Origin of the sequence: Paenibacillus sp. JDR-2 (assembly GCF_000023585.1) — a bacterium.
Classification (GTDB): domain Bacteria; phylum Bacillota; class Bacilli; order Paenibacillales; family Paenibacillaceae; genus Pristimantibacillus.
Genome location: NC_012914.1, coordinates 2,298,445 through 2,319,701, shown reverse-complemented (window position 1 = coordinate 2,319,701; position 21,257 = coordinate 2,298,445). Strand labels below are relative to the sequence as shown.

Here is a 21,257-nt window from a genome sequence, read left to right as displayed (position 1 = left end):
ATATGTGTATTTGAGGACAAATAACAAAATCAGAGGCTGGAAGCGCCGGATCAGACATATTGAACAATGGAAACAACGCAATATCGTTCTTGACATGGACACACTCGCTGCATTCGGGAGGGATTACGCCAAGCTGTGGATCCCTCCCTTCCACGGCCTTGTCCGCAGAACTCCGCCGATCTGGTATAATCGTCTTCTTCTTGACGCAATGATCGAGGTCTACAATAGCTGGCAAGAGACATTGACCAAGACAGAGGAACCCTTCTACTTAAAAATTTGGCTCTTTGACCCTGAGTTTATAAACTCTCAGATTGTTGCTGCATACCGTGACGGACTTCACTTTTATGACAATGCCTTTGAACCGGCTGTAGATGTAATACCTTTTCCTTACCCAAAGGTTGAGCACTTCAACTGGATGCCGCATATTGACCCTAATTATGATCGGGAAGTGGACTCGGAGGAATTTGTAAAAATAGAGAGCTATGTATGGATTGGACCGTTAAAGTAATTTATTTCCTAATACAGAAATTAAGCAGTTGACCAACTAGCCGAGACAAGCATGGCTGGTTAAGTAAGCCCGGACATAACAAACGAGGCTAGACAAACCTGTCTAGCCTCGCGAAGTAACGAGAAAAAAATTCAGTTATGCGGTCAGCTTGATGATTCTAAGCGATGCTTGCCTCAAAAAAGGCGATTACCGTGATTCCGCAAATTTCTTAATCCCATCCAAATAGTCGGACTCGGGATAAGTGGCCTTGGCGTGCTCATATCCGGCATTGCCAGCCGTCCAGTCGCAGGTAAAAATCAGTCGCGTTGTTCCTTCAGGAAAAATACGGAAGTGCATATCGCAATAGTTTGTCTCATGCTGAGGATCGTAAGCCGGCGCGGCATGCTGTTCATAAGCAAATTCATGGTTGGGTTCATAACTGCGGACAAAACCGTAGACATGAAGCGTGTTGTCTCCGTCCGCCCCTTGCCCGCGGAATTCGATTCGCGCTCCCGGTTCAAAGGTGGATTGCATCGTACAGCCAAATAAGGTTGCTTGAGTCCCTTCTGAGGTGGCAACCGCTGCCCATACATCCTCCGGTGCAGCCTGAATGACAATATTAAACGTAAGCTGATTACGACCTGCTGTAACTTCGGCCATTCTTTCACGTCCCATCATCCTATTAATCTACTTGTTAAGCATACCATGTTTAATATGGAAATTAGTACTAAAAAACCACGCCGGCTGGCGTGGTTTTTTAGATGCCTATTTCTCCAGAAGCCGGAGCAGCAGCACAACAGCTTCCGCACGCGTAGCCGTTCCGTTTGGCACAAACAGATTGCCTCCGCGCCCGTTAAGGATTCCTGCTTGCTTTAACGCTTCGACCGCCTCTTTCGACCATGCCGGAATAGCCGCATCATCGCTAAATCCTGTATTCGCTACAGAAGCTGTCGGCAATGCAAGGATACGCGCAATGATCACCGCCATCTCTGCACGGGTGATGGCAACGTCCGGACGGAAGGTTCCGTCGGCATAGCCGTTAATAATACCGGCATTTACAGCGATTGCAATAGCCTCTGCCGCCCAGTCCTGAATACTTGCTTCGTCAGTGAACGCCACTTCCTTGCTTAAGCTCGGCAGCTGCAGAGCCTTCACGAGCATAACGATAAATTCGGCACGCGTTACGGTATTGTCCGGACGGAACGTACCGTCCGTATATCCGTTCACTATCTTTTTCTCCGCAGCCTGCTTGATCAGTTCCTCCGCCCAATGTCCCTGAAGATCCGTAAAGACCGGAGCTGGAACTGCTACGCGGGTAACGGTCACTTTATACGTTTTTGTATTGCCGTTCTCCGCTGCTACCGTCCACTCCAGCACGTTAACTCCAAGCGACAGATTAACGGAGCTTTGCGATGCCGGAACCTGGCCGTTTACTTTGAGCCCTATTCTTGCTTTGGAATCCGATACAGCCGCGCTTACATCCAATTGATCAGCTTCCGTCTCAGCCGTATATTCGGTTGCAGCCGGGCTGAAAGCAGGAGACAAACGGAGAACTTGCCCCATTGCCGATAGGCTGATCGCTTTCAAATTGGCATCGCTGGATAACGAAGGTCCGCTGGTCACCGGAGGCGGAGCTACTACCCGTACCGTGCGGCTGACTTCGTCGGCGCCATTGCCGGCATCGTCGGTTGCATTATAAAGAATCGTATAGACGCCAACGGTATTTACGTCTACAACATCGCCTGTTGTAACGACGGCATTTAAGTTTCCTTGTCTGCTGTCCGTTGCCGTCGCTCCTTGATCTTGATAGACGGTACCTCTCGTGATCTGAATTTCCGCATCGCCGTTAAGCGTAATAACCGGCTTCACCGTATCTATCGTCCAAGTATAGGATGCGGCTTCTCCTGTTACTTGGCCATTCACGGCATGAGCTTGCAAGGCATGAGGCCCGTCGGCAAGCTGCGATAATAAGAGAGGCGAAGCTGTCGCTGCCCATTCCGAATTATCCAAGCTATATTCGAAGGTCGCATTTTCCTGGTTGCTTATAAAGCTGAAAGAAGCCGAGCTGTTGTTGGTAAGGGCATTGGGCGCACCGGTAATCGTAGCGGAAGGTCCCTCCGACACAACCGGCTCCAGCACGCGGACCGTACGGGTTACGGTAACTGCGGCATTACCGGCGGCATCGGATACGGTGTATTGAACCGTATAGTCTCCTGCCGTCGTTGTATCAACCGTTCCCGTAACCGTAATCTGCCCGGTCAAATCCCCGTCATGGTTATCCGTTGCAGCTGCTCCTGGATCCGTGTAAGCCGCTCCTTTCTCCAATTGAACAACCGGATCGCCGTTAAGCGTAATAACCGGCTTGACCGTATCGATCACCCAAGTATATTGGGCAGGCGTTTCGTCCGTATTGCCAAAAATATCTACCGCGCGTACATACAGCGTATGAGAGCCGTCCGCAAGCTTCGTAAAAGTAACCGGCGATGAACAAGCTGTGTAATACTCGCCATTGTTATCCAGGCTGCACTCAAACGTTGACCCGTCTTCATTGCTGCCGAAAGTAAACGACGGGGTACTGTCACCCGATACTGCTGCCGGTGAAGACGCAAGGGTGGTATCCGGCGCGGTGGTATCCACCTGCGTATTCTGATACACGCCATATACGTTAAATTCATTGATGGACCACCAACTGCTGGATGTACCGGTCTGAACCATTTTAATATAGCGGACGCCCGCGGCCGTAACATTAATCGTTGTTGCACCGCTTGTTCCATTGCCGCTGGCTACGCTGCTTCCCCAATTCGTGCCGTCCGCCGATACGTAAACCTCATAGCTCTTGGCATAATCGGACCCGCTCGATTCCGATACGATCTTCGTAATATCGGCTGCCGTTTTCATATCCACAATAATGTACTGGCCGTTTGCCATCGGAACTCCCGCGCTCCAGCGCGTGCCTGCTCCATCAAACATGTTGGCAGGCGCATCTCCTCCGGATGGCGACGATTCCGCCGTCCAGCCTGTGCGGTCAAGCGCGCCGCCGGATATTTCCGGCGTTACGGCTGTTGCCGGGCTGCTGGCTGCCGAACGGTTGCCGCTGCCGTCCTTTGCTACGATTTTAAACGTATAGCTGGTAGATGCCTTTAATCCCGTACTGTTGTATGCGGCAGCGATCGTAGATCCGATCAGCGTGTTGTTCCGGTATATATCATAGCCCTCAACGCCAACGTTATCTGTCGAAGCCGTCCAGCTGAGGTTAATCTGACTGCTGGATACCGGCGTTGCGGTCAATCCTGTTGGAGCGGTTGGCGCTTCCGCGTCGCCCCCCACGAACAATTTCATCGTTTGTCTCATGTTGCTGCTGGAGGTTACGCTGCCGCCGTTTCCGTTGACAATATGCGTAATCTCGCTGCCTGCGGTTCCGTTGAGCCAAATCGTCGTCAGATTATGCAATTTAATGCCCGGATTAGCCGGCGCTTCAATCGCGTTCTCCAGCTTAACCGCCGCATCCCGGAAGTACGAATAAATGCCAAGTCCCCAAGCTTCATGGCTTGTTACTTGATCGCCGATTTTGTAGGAAGCGTAACCGTTAACCGTTCCGTTATTGCTCATCCAGGATTGCTGGTCCGGAACATCATAGGGGATTTCCGATTGATAGAAATATAACCGTCCGCCGTTGCCGTTCCAGACCGTCTGATATTCATTATGATGCTCGTTAAATAGACCGTAGATCGTAACGTCGTCCCCATTAACGACAAGACCGTTCTTCGAGACATTCGATGTCCACGCTGCTCCGGCTCCGTGGTCGGCGCGCCAGATCCAGAAGTGATCGCCGATAACGTCGTTGCTGTTAATCTCGAGGGCCGTATCATTGCTGCCGTTCACATGGCCGCCGGTGCGGAAGAACACATCGGAGAGCGAGATCGGATTGGCCGAATGATCGGCTGTGCTGCCCGGCTCACCCACCTTCAACAGGGTCGACGAGGTTTTTTCGCCTGCCTCAATGACAAGTCCGGATACGTTAACCCCGTCTACATCGTCAACAACAATAACGTCCTGCCCGTTATCCGGGATCAATGTCGGCAGTCCGATGCCGTAAACAACGGTATCCGGGTTGGTTACGTGAATCGTGTCGCTTAGATGATAGATCCCAGGGGTGAAAAATAAGTTTTTCCCATCTTCCAAAGCGGCGTTGATAGCGGCCGAAGTTGCCGTGTCGGGCCTAGCGATATAGAAATCATCGATGGAGATCGACTGTCCCGGCGTCTGGCCGTTCGCCCAGCTGACGCCTTGCGTATTGGTCTCAAGCGAAGGAACAAACACCCGGTATTGACCTTGATTATCGATATACACATACGGCTTTTCTTTGACAACAGGCGTCTTATCGATGACCGTATACGGCGGATCCGGGAACTCGCCGGAAGGCGCGTTTTTATCGCCGACAAACACCATGTTCCATACGCCGTTCGACCAGCTGTTCCATTCGCTGTTGCGGGAGAACCATTGCTGCTGCGATGCGGGAATAATATTGGCGTCAATCTTGGAATCCGCCAAATATCCGCCGCTCGCCCAGCCGGCATCCCAAGAGGACGTAAAATCAAACAGATGCATGTCTTTGCTGACGACATGCACGCGGCGCATCGGAGCCGCCTGGGAAACGGCATATCTGACGGTCGCGTTCTGATCGCTTGGCGCGATCTTCACGTTCTCGATCGATCGCCAAAAATTCCGGGTCGCATTTCCGTTATCCCATTTGGCATCGACATTTAAAGCGCCCGTTATCGTAACATCATCCGGGTTCTGTCCAAGACCCGCTACGGATGTGTTGAAGCCGACATTCATATTGACGTTGTAGGTGCCCGGCTTGAAGAGCAGCGCATACCGTTCATCGCCAAATTCATTTTGTTCCTGTTCGCCGTACACGGAACTGGTAACGCTTTCAATATCGGCTTTAGACATGGCTGGATCAAAGACATACACATTAGGACCAAAAATCGTGGTGTTAGCGGGGGAACTTGGAATGGCAGCATGCGTGACTGTGGGGTAGACGGTGTTAAGACTGATGGCAAGCGCCACTGCGGAAACGGCGGCTGTCACCTTCTTCATCTTCTTCATAATTGCCTCTTTACCTCCCAAATCTTATTGGATGGAAGTCTAGGTGGCAGGTCTAGCTAAATAATAACGCTTTCATTTCCAGATGTAGGAGGGGGGAACTATAGAATATTGGTGTTGTAAAATTAAGGACTTGATACATAATGTCTCAAGTCCTTAACAATTGATCCCGCCAAGACGGGTATTTAGGCATCCATCCGTATTGCTGTTTAGCCTTTTCGTTCGAGGCCCCCCGCTCGCCGCGGTTCATGCCATCCTGCGCAACCGGCCCCGGCGCGCCAAGCGACTTGGCATATAACGGCAGCCAGACCTTCCCTTCCGCCGGTTCATCATCCACGATATTTACGGGGCCAGCCGGCCAATCAAGCGCCTGAAGGGCGGCGCGGGCAGCGTCCTCGATATGAAGGAACGAGGTTCGGCCATCGGTTGCCGGAACGTTGCCCAGCTTCACCTGCCCGGCAAACATCCCGCTCTCATGATCATAAAACGTACCTGGTCCATACAAAGCCCCGTACCGCAAAATAACGGAATGCGGCATTTCCGCTGCTGCCCGCTCCATCGCAATGACACCGTCCACCGAAATTTTTCGCGGCAACGGCGCTCCTTCATCCAGTTCATCCTTTTCGGTTGCGACCGATTCCCCGGGCTCGTAAGCCCACGAAATGCTCTGCACAATCATTCGCTGCACCTTGGCAGCCAAGGCTGCATCAACCAGGTTACGAGTCCCCTCTATGCGGATTCTCGCATTTTCAGCCAGGTTCCATTCGCTTAAAGCGGTCAACTGATGAATGACAACATCCGGGCGATAATCCTTAAGCAGCTCAAATAGTCTATCCCGGTCGTATACATCGGCAATAGCGGCTGCTGCTCCCGACTGCTTAATTTGCTCCAGCTTTGAAGCACTTCTGGTCAATCCCGTTACCTCGTGCCCTGCTTCGGTCAGCATGGGCAGCAGCAAACGTCCGACAACGCCGGCAGCTCCGGCAACCATAATTTTCATAACGGCTTCGTTCTCCCTTCAACTACGGATTTTATTGCGGCTGCTCCGCGCGCGGGCTTTTCAGCTTGATCCGGAATAACAATCGCAGCAGCGGCGGTACCGCGAAGAAAATAAAGAAAGTGCGGAATAATTGATAACCGGATACCATGGACAGATCCGCGTTAATCTCATGGGCGAGAATCCCCATCTGATCCATCCCGCCTGGCGCTAGACTCAATAACGCGGTGGACCGCGATACCGGATGAAGCAAGGTCATCAGCTCGCTAAGCCCCCATGCGCAGAGCATTAACACCAGACCGCTTCCTATGGCAAAAGAAAACGTCCTAACCTTCCGCCGAAGCTTGCCAGGCTTAAGCAGCAGACCCACGTAAGTACCGATCATAAGCTGGGCGGCGCTTGTTAACGTCGACGGAAGCGATGGACCGTGAAGCCCGATGCCTTGCAGAACAGCCGTAGCAATCGCGGGTCCAAGCAGAAAGGCCGTCGGAAATTTGATCCGGTTGCCTGCAATCGCACAAATGACGCATACCGGAGCGAAGATCAGAATGTTCGGAAATAATGCCGCCCAGTTGTCATGCTTGGCCACGATCGGCATGGCTGCAGCCGCTGCGTCATGCACCTGCCCGAAGATAGGGCTAAATACGAGCAACGGAATCCCTATGACAATAATCATCAGCCGGACGACTTGCGTCACCGTGACAACCGTCAAATTTACGCCTTTGGTCTCCTCGGCAAGCGCAAGCACCTGCGACAAACCGCCGGGTACACTGCCAAGCAAGGCGGTCTTGAAATCCGTATCCGACAGCTTCGACACCACAAAGGCAATTCCGCCGCATAAAAGCAGCAATATAACGGTCATCAGACACATCGTCGGCAGCTGCTCGCCCATCTCTTTCAGCGCCGTTCCCGTCATGGACAAACCGATGGTGTACCCGACGATAATCATGCCGGAATTACGGATTTGACCGGGCCATCTATACTTGCCTTTCCATACGTTCGTTCCGATTAACACCGCAATCATGGGGCCTAGCAGCCACGGTATCGGGGTATTCAATAGGTGAAAAATAATCCCTCCGCCAACGGCGGTTGCGAGAGTTATCAAAAATTTAAATCCGTTTGCTTCCGATCTTGCTTGCCTGCCCATCGTTACGATCCTTCCTTCCCTTACCCGTTAATCATACAGGAAAGTAACGATGCCTGCATAATCCTTCAGCGATTCTTTCTTCACGTCAAGCTCCTTCGCTTCCCGGCTTGGTTTGCCGGCTGCCGAGATAAAAGTTTCCACTTTATCGAACAATAACTTGCCGGGCAGTCCAAGCGCCTTGGTCCGGTAATGCATCGGAATCGTAATGGCAGGCTCGAGCTGATTCATAACCGCCGCGGCATCCGTACCGTTTAAGGTCATTTTCCCTCCAGCCGGAACCATCAGAATATCTATTTTCCCGATTTGCGCGATTTGCTCCGCTGTCAGGAGATGTCCCAGGTCACCGCTATGACATACCGTCAGGTCCCCAGCCTTAATCACATAAACGATATTCGGGCCTCTTTTCTTGCCGCCTACTTTGTCGTGGAAGGTCGGAATGCCTGTGATGGACACATCCTTTTTCACGTATGGTCTAGGCTGATTGACCAGCATGTATTCGCCGGAAGCCACTTGAATCTGGTTATGGTCCTTATGATCATGCGTGACGATAACGATGTCGGACTCAATGTTTTTGGGCATCCTGTAACCAAGCAGACGTCCGTAAGGATCGATCAAGATCCGCGTGCCTTCGTCTGTTGTCAGCAAGAATGAAGATTGGCCATACCATTTGATTTTCATAAAAAATCCCCCTTTGAATATGTGCGTAATTCTGCACATTTTAGAACAAGGTGAAACGGCTTAGCGAAGCGCGTTTCAATCCGGAAAATTCTAAGTCATGTTTATAAGATAAAACTTATGAGAAAACCTCTGTAGAGGCTGCTATCGAATGGATGAACGACTATTTCTAATCCAATAAATCGGATATCGTATAGTTGCCCAGCACAAAATAAACCTGGTCGGAGATATCCGCCATGATTTGCTTGAAAGATTCGTTTACTTTTTTGCCGAAATGATGATTCCCGGTTGTGTCCAGCATGCGGTCCCATGGAGGCTCCTCTTCATGCACGGTCTTATATACCTCGCGGAGCGTAACGAGCTCCGGACGTTTAGCCAGCTGGTAGCCGCCGGTACGCCCTTGCTTCACTTCAATGATACCGCCCTCCACGAGCTGCGACAAAATCTTGCGCAAAGCGGTTGGCTCGCAATGAATCCGTTCTGCAATTTCGCTGCTTGTCAACAGCTCTGTCTGGGAAGCCAATACGATTAACGCCTGTACGCCAAATCCAAACCGTTTCAGTTGTGCCATAGCTGCCGGACCGTTTCCTCCTTCGCAATAATATGTGCTAATTTTAGCACACTTTAATCGGCATGACAAAATCAACGTCATTACCTCACACTTAGACGGATGACTCTTCCGTATAGTATTGTAGTGGTTAAGAGGTGAACAGCATGTGGAGACCGGACAGAAATGATAAAAAACCGTTGTATCAACAAATCGCGGACTACCTGGAGCAAAGAATTTCGTTAGGAGAGCTGCCTCCCGGCAGCCACCTGCCTTCCGAACGCAAGCTGGCCGAGCAATTGGGCGTTAACCGGAGCACCATTGTCCAAGCCTATGAGAATCTACGCGCTTCCGGAATGATCGAAAGCTTGACGGGGAGCGGCACCCGCGTCTGCGGGCATCTATGGGGAATGGATCCCGCGCCGAATTGGAGCCGATACGTGGAGGGCGGTTCGTTCCTGCCTAATTTGCCTTTCATGCGGAGAATCCGTGAAGCGGTTCAAAGCGGAGAGCCGTTTATTAACTTCGCAAACGGTGAACTAGCTCCCGAACTTTCGCCTAACGAAGAGATCGCGGCGATCATGCGGACTCAGCCGTTTCATGAGCCGCTCGGATACGGAGATCCTCAAGGTTATGTCCCGCTCCGCTTGGCAATAACCGGCTTTCTTCAAGAGCAGCGCGGCATTCAGGCCACCGATGATTCCATTCTGGTTACATCGGGCTCGCAGCAATCCTTGTACCTCATCACGCAATGCCTGCTGAATCCGGGTGATGCCATTGCGATAGAAAACCCGTCGTATTGCTACTCCCTGCCCATGTTCCAATCGGCGGGCATCCGCTTGTTCGGATTAACGGTTAATGAAGATGGGGTTGACCCGGAGGAAATCCGGGCTCTATATAAGCAGCACCGGATCCGCATGGTATTTCTCAATCCGAATTTTCAGAATCCGACCGGAATGGTCATGAGCGCCAAGCGGAGAGAAGAGATTTTGAGTTGCTGTGAACAGCTCGGAATACCTATCGTTGAGGATGATCCGTTCAGCTTGACCTCCTACGATGACGCCGCTCCTCCTCCTATCAAGGCCATAGACCGGAACGGAAGCGTGTTATATATCGGATCCTTATCGAAGGTAGCGGCTTCCGGCCTTCGGATCGGCTGGATGGCAGCGCCTCATACGGTTATCCAGCGTCTGTCGGATGCACGGCAGCAGATGGATTTTGGCCTTAGCATGTTCCCGCAATGGATAGCAACGCATTTGCTCGAGTCCGCTTCGCTTACTCCGCATCTGGAACGGCTGAGGGATTCGCTTCGTCTTAGGCGCGACATGATGGCGGAGGCGCTGCAGACGAAGCTTGGGAACGAGGTCTCCTTCCATTTACCCCAAGGCGGGTTAAATCTCTGGTGTAAAATCAATCGGAATATCAAAGATTACCGCCTGCTTACTAATGGGATCAAACATGGCGTATTGTTCATTCCGGGCAGCGTGTTCGGCACTGAGCCGGGATTTGTGCGATTATCCTATGCCCGTTCTTCCGTGGACGAAATTGTGACGGGGATTGATAAATTTGCCCTGGCGTTGCGAGAGACGATGTTTGATTAAAAAAAAAGACGTATGCCATGTCCTCATTCCGGACACAAAGCATACGTCTTTTTATTTTAATGCGCCTTCTGCTCCGCTTCCAGAAGCTCCTCGCCGTGTACAGCCATACGACCGAATAAGACAATAAGAAACGGACCGGAGATAAACGCCGCCGTCAGAAATATAAAGGAGATTAGTTCCTTCATGCGTACCACCCTTTGCTTTATGATGTTAGTGACCTCATCATAAAGTCCGGGCATACTTCTGTAACCAGCCAATTTTGCGTAACTTAAGCCATCCAATCCGGCCAGGAACAAACATGAAATGCCTCCCGGCTTACAGGAGGCATTTCATCAGCTCTTTGCTTTTGCCGTCGATTGACGGATATGGATTTCCGGCCGCAGCACGATTCTTTTTTTGACCGGCTCGGCTTCGTCCAGATTGGAGATCATCAATTGGAACGCCTGCTTCGCCATGCTGGCAATCGGCTGTGCCACCGTAGTAAGCGGCGGATCTACGACAGTTGCCAAGATTGTATCGTCAAAGCCTACAATCGACAGCTCCTCGGGCACCTTGATCCCGAGACTCCTCGCTTCCTGTAACGCCCCGATTGCAAGCACGTCGTTACAGCAGAATATCGCCGTTGGACGATCCTCGCGGCCCAGCAGCTCGCCGGCGCCGCGGCGTCCTTCCTCTACCATGTAATCGCAGATGACGAGATTGCGATCGTTGAATGAAATCTGCCGGTCCCGCAGCCCTTGCTTGAAGCCGCGGATCCTTTCCCGGGCGCTGCTTACCTTCAATTGCTCGGACAAGATGGCGATTCGGGTATGTCCCATCTCCGCCAAATGCTGCGCAGCCATCAACCCGCCAACGTAATCGTCGGCTACAACCGTATCTACTTCCAGAGCTGACGCTTCACGCGAGATCATCACAATCGGAATTTTTCTGGCTTGCAGGTTGGTCAGGATGTCCAGATTGTCTACCCCTGTTCCAATCAGGATGCCGTCGACGTTCTTTTGCTCCAGCAGGGCAATATAACGTTCTACCCTCTCGTCTTTATTGTCCGTGCTGCACATGATCACGCTGTAGCCCAATTGATGCGCTTGATCTTCGATAGCCCGCGCGATCTCGGAGAAGAACGGGTTGGATATATCCGGTATAAGCAATCCCAGCGTGTAGGTCTTCTTCCCCATCAGGGCGGAAGCATTTACGTTCGGCTGGTAATTCATCTGCTCCATTATTTTAAAGATTTGTTCCCGTCTTTTCTTGCTGACATTGCCTTTTCCGTTAATGGCATTGGAGACAGTGGCAATCGAGACCCCTGCTTCTTTGGCCACATCGTATATGGTTGCTTTCATGCCGAATCCCTCTGAAAAGTAAGATGGGGGATAGATGACCTATCCCCATGATTTCCTATTATGAGTGTTTCTATCAGCAGTTGCAACCGCTCGGAGCGCCAATTGCCGGGCTTACTTGGCCGTAGAGTTCAATATCCATTGATGATCGGGATCATTGTGGAATTTCCATACACGGCGCGGTCCCGCCATGACATTCAGGTAATAGACTTCATAGCCGGGAGGTGCCGCAACCGGATGATAGCCTCGCGGAACAAGCACGGCTTCGCCGTTCTTCACGACCAGCGTCTCATCCAGATCCCTTTCATCCGTATAGACACGCTGAATCGCGTATCCTTGTCCGGGATCTACCTTGAAATAATAGGTTTCCTCCAGAAACGATTCCTCCGGAAGGTTATCCCGGTCATGCTTGTGAGGCGGATAACTGGACCAGTGGCCGCTTGGCGTAAACACTTCAACCACAAGCAGGCTGTCGGCCGGCTCCTGCTCCGGCAAAATATTCTGGACAAGACGTTCGATATTGCCGGAGCCCCGTACTTCCGTTCCTACTTGTTCAGGCGCGATCAGACGCGCTTCATGGTTTCCGTAGCCGGGCGCGGAGCAGACGGCAACCTCCAAGTCCGTAAGGGCCTCGATTCCGTAAGATTGGCCATTTGGGACATAGACCGAATACGGAGGGATTTTCTCGAAAACACTCATCCGTCGGCCGATATCGCTCCATTCCTTGCCGGCAGCCTTTACGTTCGCCAGTCCGCTCAGCAGAACCAGGCATACTTCTTGGTCTTCCGTTTGTCTCTCGACGGTCTGGCCCTTCCGCAATTTCAGAACTTCAAAACCGACATATTCCCATCCAGCCGATTCAGGCGTAATGGACAGGACGGAGCCGTCCGGACCCGATGCTCTCTCTGGAGTGACGATAAGCTTGGACATGTTCGCATACCTCCGTTATTGTGTGGCAGACTGCAACAGCAATTCGTCCAGCTCTGCCAGCTTGATCGATCGGTTCAGCTTGCAGGACAGCTTCGCGGCAAGCGCGATCCGTTCTGCCTGCAATCCGTCTTCTCCGGTTACCGGCAGTGCCGTGCCGTGAATCAGACTGTCGATAAACTGCTTCGACTCATCCGCGTAAGCAACCATATAACGTTCCAGGAAGAAATGCAGCGGTTTGTCGGAGATAATTCCCTCCGCCGTGCTCACAACAGCCGTATTCGGATGGTCGTTGGCAATCGCAACGCAGCCTTTGGAACCGAATACTTCAACGCGTTGATCGTAGCCATACACAGCCTGGCGGCTGTTATCGATGACGCCAAGAGCGCCGTTTGCGAACTTCAAAGTAACAATCGCGGTATCGATATCGCCGCATTCTTCAAATACGGGATCTACGAGGACGCTGCCTTGCGCGAATACTTCCACAACCTCGCTGCCCGATACGAAACGCGCGATATCGAAATCGTGAATGGCCATGTCCATAAACAATCCGCCGGAAACTTTAATGTATTCCTTGGACGGCGGATTCGGATCGCGGGAAGTAATCTTTACGATATGCAAATCCCCGATGGTTCCCGCTTCCACATGCTCTCTTACCCGCTTGAAGTTATGATCGAAGCGGCGGTTGAATCCGATCTGCAGCTTAACCCCGGCTTCCTTCACCGCTTTAATCGCTTCAGCCGTTTCCAAGACGGACATGCTGACCGGCTTCTCGCAGAAAATATGCTTGCCGGCTTGCGCCGCCTGCTTGATCAGCGGCACATGCGTATCGGTGGAGGAGCAAATAAAGATAGCATCGATATCCGGATGCCCGATAATCGCATCGGAATCTTTGGACAAAAGGCCAATGCCCTTTGCCGCCGCCCAAGCTTCAAGCTCCGGTCCGGCGAACAGATCGCTGACGCCAACGATCTCGACTTCCGGATGCTTAAGCAGATTTTCCGCGTGTATTTTACCAATTCGGCCAGCGCCGATGATGCCGATTTTCACTTTTGACATCGAGTAGACCTCCCGTATGATCGATTACCAGCGTGTTGTGACCATTTTCTTGCGCGTGAAGAACTCGACGCCGTCGGTGCCGTTTGCGTGCAGGTCGCCGTAGAACGATTTCTTCCAGCCCGAGAACGGGAAGAAGGCCATTGGAGCCGGTACGCCCAGGTTAACGCCAAGCATGCCTGCATCAATCGTTTCGCGGAATTGGCGCATCGACGCCCCGCTTTGCGTGAATAGGCAAGCGCCATTCGCGAATTCGGAACGGTTAGCCAGCTCGATCGCTTCGTCCAGCGTGTCTACGCGTACAATCGACAGGACGGGAGCGAAAATTTCGTCCTCCCAAATTTTCATCTCGCATTGCACCTTGTCAAAGATTGTTGGGCCAACAAAGTAGCCTTGACCGTCTGAAGCCGCATCCTTCCGACCGTCGCGGATCAGCAAAGCGCCTTCCTTCTCGCCGATGTCGATATATTTGAGCGTGCGTTCCTTATGAGGACCGCGAATAACGGGACCAAGAAACACGCCGTCTTCCATGCCGTTGCCGATCGTAATGTTGTCCGCAGCTTCCTTAAGCTTGCCGACAAGCGTGTCGCCAACCTCGCCTACGGCCACAACGACGGAGCACGCCATGCAGCGCTCGCCCGCGGAGCCAAAGGCCGCGTTTACGATTTCTTTTACCGTCAGATTCAGATCCGCATCCGGCATAACGATCGAATGGTTTTTCGCGCCGGCAAGCGCCTGGACGCGTTTCCCGTGTGCCGAAGCCGTTTTGTACACATATTCGGCTACAGGCTGGGAGCCAACGAACGAAATCGCCTTAATCGCCCTATGCTCCAGCATGCCGTTTACGACATCGTGAGCGCCGTGAACGATATTAAACACGCCTTCGGGAAGTCCAGCTTCCTGCAGAAGCTCAGCCAGACGGTTAGCCAGAAGCGGCGTACGCTCCGAAGGCTTCAGAACAAAGGTATTGCCGCAGGCAATCGCAAGCGGGAACATCCAGCAAGGCACCATCATCGGGAAGTTGAACGGCGTAATGCCGCCAACAACGCCAATCGGGTAGCGGTACATTCCGGATTCCAGGTTGGTTGCGATGTCGGGAAGCTGTTTGCCCATCATCAGGTTTGGCGCGCCGGCTGCAAACTCCACGCATTCGATCCCCCGAAGCACCTCGCCGTAAGCTTCGCCGTAGCTTTTGCCGTTCTCCAGCGTTACCAGCTTCGCAAGCTCATCCCAGTTGTCTACAAGAAGCTGCTGATATTTGAAAAGAATACGCGCTCTCTTTGGCACCGGCGTGCGGCTCCAAGTTTTGAATGCTTCGGCAGCCGTGCGTACGGCCAGATCAACGTCTTCTTTCGTAGACAAAGGAACGTTTGCTAGAACTTCTTCGGTAGCCGGGTTGTAGACGGGCTCGCTTTGCGTTGCTGCAGCTTCTACCCACTGACCGCCGATCCAGTTTTTTAATTGTTGTGTCATAGGAGCACCTCTTCCTTGTATTTGCGAATCAGACTACAATTTCACCGCGCTCGCAGCGGGCGATATAATCATGAACCTGCTCTGCTCTTGGCATGGCATCCGAGCAGCTGTGGCTGGAAATAACGATACACGCGGACGCGCTGCCGAATTCCATGCTTTTTTCGAGCGTCCAGCCCTGCATAACGCCGTACAAGAAACCTGCGGCATAGGAGTCGCCGGCGCCAAAAGTCTTGATCACCTTTGCCGGGAACGACTTGGCGCGGTGGCTTGCCCCGTCCTTCGTGTAAGCGATGGAGCCTTCTTTGCCATGTTTGATAATGACGATTTGCGCGGAATGATTGAACCATCTCGATGCGGTGCTATGATCGTTATGCTCCTGCTCGAAGCATTCCATCATATCGAACTCTTCCCGCGTACCGAGGATAATGTCGCATTTCTCGGCGGCGAGATTATAATAAACGGCCGTTTCCTCTTGCGATTTCCATGTATAAGGGCGGTAGTCCAGATCAAAAGCAATAACCGTGCCATGCTTCTTCGCATATTGAAGCGCCTGGAACACCGCTTCGCGCGAAGGGCTTTGGGCAAGCGCCGTTCCGGAAATAAGAAGCAGCTTGGATTTCGCGATCAGCTCCTCATCCACTTCGCCTGGCGTAAGCAGCAGATCGGCCACGTTGTCTCGGTACATCAGGATACTGCAATCCGTTGGACTCTTGATCTCGGTAAAAGCAAGACCGGTAACCGCGCCCGTGTAGTCGTTTACGACATTGCTTGTATCAATCTGGTTCTTCTTCAGATAATCGCGGATAAAGCGGCCCATCTGATCATTGGCGATTTTTCCGATAAATGCGGTCTTCAGATCGAACCTCGACATGCCGATCGTAATATTAGCCGGAGATCCGCCCACATATTTCGTGAATGTACTCGTCTCTTCCATCGGACGGTTAATTTCGTTCGCATTCAGATCGATGCAGAGACGGCCGATTGCCGTGAAGTCGAGAGACCGGCCAGCCGGAAACTTGATGTCGTTCATTGGGATTCCCCCGCTTTCGTAGGAAGTAGCGACTCCAGATAAGTAATGGCTTTGGACGCGAATTCGAATGCCGGAGATTTCGCAGGATCCTGTTCCCCCTCGAGCATTGCCCAGCCGTTATAACCGCGGGCCAGCAGCTCCTCCACAACCGGGCGGAAATCAAGATCGCCGGTTCCCGGAACCGTAAATACGCCTTTGCGAATACATGTGATGAAATCGGCTTTTTCCGCACGCGCTTCATCCAGCACCTGCTGCCGTACATCCTTCAGATGAATGTAGGCGATCCGGTTATAATGCTTGCGAAGCACTTCAAGCGGATTCGCTCCGCCATAGTAGGCATGCCCGGTATCAAACAGCAGGTGCACGAGGTCCGGGTCGGTCAGCTCCATCAGACGGTCGATTTCTTCCGGGCTTTCCACGGCCGTTCCGCCATGATGATGGTAGGTCAGCTTAAGGCCATGTTGCTTGGCCAATGCTCCGGCTGCGTTCAGCCCTTCGGCAAGACTCTTCCAGCCTGCTTCGTCAAGCGGAATAACTTCCTTCTCGTGAGGCGTGCGGCGCGGATCGAAATGCAGCGAACCGCCTACCTCGCATGTGCTGATCACCGTACTGCCCATTTCCTTGAGGAATTTAACATGCTGCTCGTAAGCCGCAAGCTCTTCCTCCCGGTAAGCCGGATCGGAGAACAGCACGGATTTCCACTGGGATACCAGCTGCAGGTTTCTTTTCGCAAGCTCTTGCTTCAGAACCTCAATTTCAGTCGGATACTTGCGTCCCATCTCGGTTCCGGTCAAACCTAACCGCTGCATATCATCCATAATCTGCTCGTAAGTGGTATCGGCACCGTGCTCCTTCACGTCTTCTCCGACCCAGTTGATCGGATGGGCGCCAATCTTGAACGGCAATGTCTTCATCAGACTCAGCTCCCTTAGCGTCTTATATCGTTCTTGCTGCGCGGATCCGTTGTTTCATGTCCACATGCGCGTCCAGCACTTTATTGCTGACCGATACTTCCGGCACTCCAACGTTCCACCAGGATTCGTAACCGGCTGTATTGGTACCCGGCACGACAGGAATTTCGATCAAGGTCGATACCGTCTCTTGCTTGGCTTGAAGGAGCGCTGCCTTAAGCTCTTCCGCGGAATTCGCCTTATAGGCTTTCGCCCCTAGGCTGCGGGCATGTGCCGTGAAGTCAATCGGCATATAGCTGCCGGTAAGTCGTCCCGTAGCATTATCGCGGTAGCGGAATTCGTTGCCGAAGCCTTCGCTTCCGTGGCCGCGCTGCAGGTTATGAATACACTGGAAGCCGTGGTTATCGAATAACAAGATGGTGATTTTGACGCCTTCCTGCAGGCTTGTAATCAGTTCGGAATGAAGCATGAAGTAGCTTCCGTCCCCAACAACGGCATAGACTTCCCGTTCACCGGCTGTTGCCAGTGCCGCGCCAAAAGCTCCGCTCACCTCATAGCCCATGCACGAAAAACCATATTCCATATGGTACGTCTTCGGCTGGGCCGGTCTCCACAAGCGGTGCAGATCCCCCGGCAGGCTGCCTGCCGCGCAGACAATGACGGAGCTTGGATCAATCGTGTTCTGAATAACGCCAAGCGCATGGGTCTGGGCAAGTCCTTGCTCATGCTTCAAGGAGTATAACCGGTCTACCTCGGCATCCCAGGTCTTCTTCAGATCCGCAACTTCATGGCCGCCGTAAGCGGTTTGGTAGCCGGATGCCGCAAGAGCCTCGGCAAGCTGCGTAAGTCCCGGCTTGGCATCGCCTGTCAAGGCAGCACCGCCCCATTTGGCGGAATCCAGCGGACTTACGTTAATATTTATAAATTGAACATCATCCGCAAAAGCCGATTTGGAAGATGTGGTAAAGTCGGAATACCTTGTTCCTACCCCGATGATGACATCCGCTTGCTTGGCAAGCAGGTTGGCTGCCAGCGTTCCCGTTACTCCAACGCCGCCAACATTGAGCGGATGATTCCATGGGAGTACGCTTTTCCCGGCCTGCGTCTCCGCCACAGGAATGCCGTACGTCTCCGCCAAGTCTTGAAGCTCGCTCACGGCCGACGCGTACAATACGCCTCCGCCGGCAATAATAAGCGGCTTCTTCTTGCCTTTTAGCAGATCTGCCGCGCGTTGCACCGCACCTTCGGCAGGCGGACGGCGGTCGATATAATGAATGCGCTTACTAAAAAACGCTTCCGGGTAATCATAAGCTTCTGCCTGAACATCCTGTGGCAGTGCCAAGGTTACCGCCCCCGTCTCGGCCGGATCCGTCAACACGCGCATCGCTTGGAGCGCTGCCGACATGAGCTGCTCGGGCCGTACGATACGGTCCCAATATTTGCTGACCGGTTTGAAAGCATCCGTAGCGGACACCGTATAATCGGAAGCGACTTCCAGCTGCTGAAGCACCGGATCCGGTTGGCGGGATGCAAAGTTGTCCCCTGGCAGCAACAGTACGGGTATGCGGTTAACGGTAGCGGTACCAGCGGCGGTTACCATATTCAGCGCGCCAGGTCCGATAGAAGAGGTGCAAGCATAGATTTGCAGGCGGTTCTTTTGCTTCGCAAAGGCCGCAGCCGCATGCACCATGCCTTGCTCGTTTTTGCCCTGAATCAAAGTCAGACTGCCGGGGCTATACTCCAGCGCCTCGCCGATCCCCGTCACATTGCCGTGTCCAAAAATCCCCATGACGCCTTGAACGAACTTGATCTCCTCGCCATCGATTGAAACATACTGCGCATCGAGGAACCGAACCAAAGCCTGGGCCATCGTCAATCGAATAGTAGTCATAGTACCTCCCGTTTAGTTAATCGCTTAATTAGACATAAAATAAGTAAATGCAAAGACTTTATTCGACAATATAAAACAAAGTTAAGTAAAATTAGTTAAGCGCTTAACTCCATTATACATACCGCCCCGTATTTTTCAATTCCTTTTGGAAAGAAAATTTCATTCGCTGCTTCAAACCTGGTGGATTTGGGTCTTATCAAAGAAGAATGAACGGACAGATGTCGAATTTATTATATTGATGCTTATATCCGGGAGGTCTGAAATGAAGGTCAAACGAATCGTCGCCAATATCAATGCAAAGGATGTCGCAGCGGCAAAATGCTTCTACCAGGATGTGCTCGGCCTTGATTTATTGATGGATCATGGTTGGATTAGAACTTATGGTTTAAATGAAGAGATGAGTATTCAAATTAGTTTCGCTTCGCAGGGCGGCTCGGAAACGCCTACGCCCGATCTATCGATTGAAGTCGACGATGTCGATGCTGCATTGGAAGGCATGAAGAGGGCTGGATTCCCGATAGAATATGGTCCTGTTAATGAGCCTTGGGGCGTTCGGCGATTCTATGTCCGCGATCCGTTTGGCAAGCTTATTAACATTCTGGCTCATGAATAAATCGTAGGGAGGATAATGTTAGCCTTCAGGCCGTCAGTTGTTACGTATGTCGAAGGGTTAAGGTACCATGTACTGCCACTCCGTTTTGTCGCCGTACGCTGGATTTCCTCCAGCGAACTCTGCAAAATGAGGAACCATTTGGAGCTACGTTGGAATCACTCCATCAAAAAAGCCAAAAATGAGCCGAATGATCAAAATTTGGACTTAAACTAAAAAGTAGACACTTCGTTATTGGAAACCTGTATACTCAAAACAACTAATAAACGAGGTGTAAGAATGGAGCAAAAACGTAAACGATACAGTGAGGAGTTCCGCCGGAAAACGATTGAACATCTGTACGAAACAAAGAAATCGTTAACTCAGTTATCCCGAGAGTTAGATATTGGGGTAACGACACTAAGTAATTGGAAACAAACCTACAGCAAGGAAAAGAAAGATCAGAGTACTCAGCCCCTGGTGGACTATGATCGTCTAAAGAAATTGGAGCAACAAAACCGTGAGTTACAAGAGGAAAATGAAATCCTAAAAAAGGCTATGCACTTCTTCACCAAAAACCGGGAATAATTTATTCATTTGTTCATAAAAACCGCTTTAAGTACCGAGTTAAGAAGTTGTGCCGTGTTATGGGCGTTTCCCGAAGCGGTTATTACAAGTGGCTCATAAGAAAACCAGACAAACGTGCTAAACGACGTAAACACCTGAAGATACGTATTCGTTATCATTTTGAAGGCTTTAAACGTCGCTATGGCAGTCCAAAAATAGCTGCAAAGCTGCGTGAGGAGGGTTGGGTTGTAGCCACGAAAACGGTAGCCTCGCTCATGAAAAAGATGGGTCTGGTTTCGTGTGTTGTTAAGAAATACAAAGCTACGACCAACTCCAAGCATAGCTTACCTGTTTTTGAGAATGTGCTGAATAGAGAATTTAAAGTAGCCAAGCCGCATCACGCTTGGGTTGCAGATATTACTTATGTGCCCACGTCCGAAGGATGGGTTTATTTAGCGACCCTGATGGACCTGTACTCTCGCAAAATTGTTGGCTGGGCTATGAACGACCGCATAAACAAAGAACTAACACTAGCCGCTTTAAACGATGCCTACGAGCGAGAAAACCCAGGTCCAGGGCTGATACACCATTCCGATCGAGGGTCTCAGTATGCTGCAAACGAATACCGTGCACAGGTAGAAGAATACAAGATGGTTGGAAGCATGAGTCGCAAAGGAAACTGCTATGACAATGCATGTATCGAATCTTTTCACAGTGTTCTAAAAAAAGAGCTTGTTTACCAAACGAAATTTCGTTCGCGTAAACAAGCTTATGAGGCGCTTAATGGATATATTGAACTTGAATATAACCGTATTCGCATCCATTCTACACTTGGCTATAAATCCCCAGTTTCATTCGAAAAACTGTACTACCAGCAGCTCCAAGTTTCATAAATAAGTGTCTACTTAATTGA

At 51.5% G+C, this 21,257-nt stretch carries 17 protein-coding genes and 1 pseudogene; 4 read left to right on the top strand and 14 right to left on the bottom strand.

The genetic code is table 11. From position 1 onward, the window contains the following. The first annotated feature begins 10 nt into the window (after positions 1–10). Complete coding sequence (locus PJDR2_RS31860) at positions 11–508, top strand: hypothetical protein (protein ID WP_049790037.1); 498 nt, start codon at positions 11–13, stop codon at positions 506–508. A gap of 186 nt (positions 509–694) precedes the next feature. Here PJDR2_RS31860 and PJDR2_RS31855 read toward each other — a convergent pair whose 3' ends face one another. From PJDR2_RS31855 to PJDR2_RS10055, 6 genes are all read right to left on the bottom strand, one after another. After that, positions 695–1,147 carry an SRPBCC domain-containing protein gene (locus PJDR2_RS31855; RefSeq protein ID WP_015843564.1) on the bottom strand — a complete coding sequence of 151 codons (453 nt, stop codon included), beginning with the start codon at positions 1,145–1,147 and terminating at the stop codon, positions 695–697. A gap of 105 nt (positions 1,148–1,252) precedes the next feature. Next, positions 1,253–5,599 carry an S-layer homology domain-containing protein gene (locus PJDR2_RS32410; protein ID WP_015843563.1) on the bottom strand — a complete coding sequence of 1,449 codons (4,347 nt, stop codon included), beginning with the start codon at positions 5,597–5,599 and terminating at the stop codon, positions 1,253–1,255. A gap of 145 nt (positions 5,600–5,744) precedes the next feature. Next, positions 5,745–6,596 carry an NAD-dependent epimerase/dehydratase family protein gene (locus PJDR2_RS10070; RefSeq protein ID WP_015843562.1) on the bottom strand — a complete coding sequence of 284 codons (852 nt, stop codon included), beginning with the start codon at positions 6,594–6,596 and terminating at the stop codon, positions 5,745–5,747. 31 nt (positions 6,597–6,627) lie between these two features. Continuing rightward, complete coding sequence (locus PJDR2_RS10065) at positions 6,628–7,740, bottom strand: AbrB family transcriptional regulator (protein ID WP_015843561.1); 1,113 nt, start codon at positions 7,738–7,740, stop codon at positions 6,628–6,630. Between the two features lie 27 nt (positions 7,741–7,767). Next, positions 7,768–8,418, bottom strand: coding sequence for an MBL fold metallo-hydrolase (locus PJDR2_RS10060; RefSeq protein WP_015843560.1), 651 nt, complete (start codon positions 8,416–8,418; stop codon positions 7,768–7,770). A gap of 166 nt (positions 8,419–8,584) precedes the next feature. Beyond that, entirely contained in the window at positions 8,585–8,986 is a 402-nt protein-coding gene (locus tag PJDR2_RS10055) for an Rrf2 family transcriptional regulator (RefSeq protein WP_015843559.1), read from the bottom strand. Between the two features lie 143 nt (positions 8,987–9,129). Between PJDR2_RS10055 and PJDR2_RS10050 the strand changes: the two genes are divergently transcribed. Then, the gene (locus PJDR2_RS10050) at positions 9,130–10,563 is read left to right on the top strand and encodes a PLP-dependent aminotransferase family protein (protein ID WP_015843558.1); all 1,434 of its coding nucleotides are present in this window, start codon (positions 9,130–9,132) and stop codon (positions 10,561–10,563) included. Between the two features lie 56 nt (positions 10,564–10,619). On the opposite strand, the gene PJDR2_RS33465 is transcribed toward PJDR2_RS10050, so the two are convergent. The 8 genes from PJDR2_RS33465 to iolD all read right to left on the bottom strand — a co-directional run bounded on the left by PJDR2_RS33465 (position 10,620) and on the right by iolD (position 19,188). After that, positions 10,620–10,748, bottom strand: coding sequence for a hypothetical protein (locus tag PJDR2_RS33465; protein ID WP_265525124.1), 129 nt, complete (start codon positions 10,746–10,748; stop codon positions 10,620–10,622). Positions 10,749–10,895: 147 nt separating this feature from the next. Then, positions 10,896–11,903: a LacI family DNA-binding transcriptional regulator gene (locus tag PJDR2_RS10040; protein ID WP_015843556.1), complete on the bottom strand. Its 1,008-nt coding sequence runs from the start codon at positions 11,901–11,903 to the stop codon at positions 10,896–10,898. 111 nt (positions 11,904–12,014) lie between these two features. After that, positions 12,015–12,830 carry a 5-deoxy-glucuronate isomerase gene (gene iolB, locus PJDR2_RS10035; protein WP_015843555.1) on the bottom strand — a complete coding sequence of 272 codons (816 nt, stop codon included), beginning with the start codon at positions 12,828–12,830 and terminating at the stop codon, positions 12,015–12,017. Between the two features lie 15 nt (positions 12,831–12,845). Further along, a complete protein-coding gene (iolG, locus tag PJDR2_RS10030; RefSeq protein ID WP_015843554.1) occupies positions 12,846–13,886 on the bottom strand; it encodes an inositol 2-dehydrogenase in 1,041 nt (346 codons plus the stop codon). A gap of 24 nt (positions 13,887–13,910) precedes the next feature. Next, complete coding sequence (locus PJDR2_RS10025) at positions 13,911–15,356, bottom strand: CoA-acylating methylmalonate-semialdehyde dehydrogenase (protein WP_015843553.1); 1,446 nt, start codon at positions 15,354–15,356, stop codon at positions 13,911–13,913. Between the two features lie 28 nt (positions 15,357–15,384). Then, positions 15,385–16,386: a 5-dehydro-2-deoxygluconokinase gene (iolC, locus tag PJDR2_RS10020; RefSeq protein WP_015843552.1), complete on the bottom strand. Its 1,002-nt coding sequence runs from the start codon at positions 16,384–16,386 to the stop codon at positions 15,385–15,387. Beyond that, complete coding sequence (gene iolE, locus PJDR2_RS10015; protein WP_015843551.1) at positions 16,383–17,300, bottom strand: myo-inosose-2 dehydratase; 918 nt, start codon at positions 17,298–17,300, stop codon at positions 16,383–16,385. The genes iolC and iolE overlap by 4 nt, the downstream gene beginning before the upstream one ends. Positions 17,301–17,322: 22 nt before the next feature. Beyond that, positions 17,323–19,188: a 3D-(3,5/4)-trihydroxycyclohexane-1,2-dione acylhydrolase (decyclizing) gene (gene iolD, locus PJDR2_RS10010; RefSeq protein WP_015843550.1), complete on the bottom strand. Its 1,866-nt coding sequence runs from the start codon at positions 19,186–19,188 to the stop codon at positions 17,323–17,325. Positions 19,189–19,450: 262 nt separating this feature from the next. Between iolD and PJDR2_RS10005 the strand changes: the two genes are divergently transcribed. Beyond that, positions 19,451–19,801, top strand: a complete 351-nt coding sequence (locus PJDR2_RS10005; protein WP_015843549.1) for a VOC family protein — start codon at positions 19,451–19,453, stop codon at positions 19,799–19,801. Between the two features lie 276 nt (positions 19,802–20,077). Next, positions 20,078–21,237, top strand: a pseudogene (locus tag PJDR2_RS09995) (IS3 family transposase). Positions 21,238–21,257 lie beyond the last annotated feature (20 nt).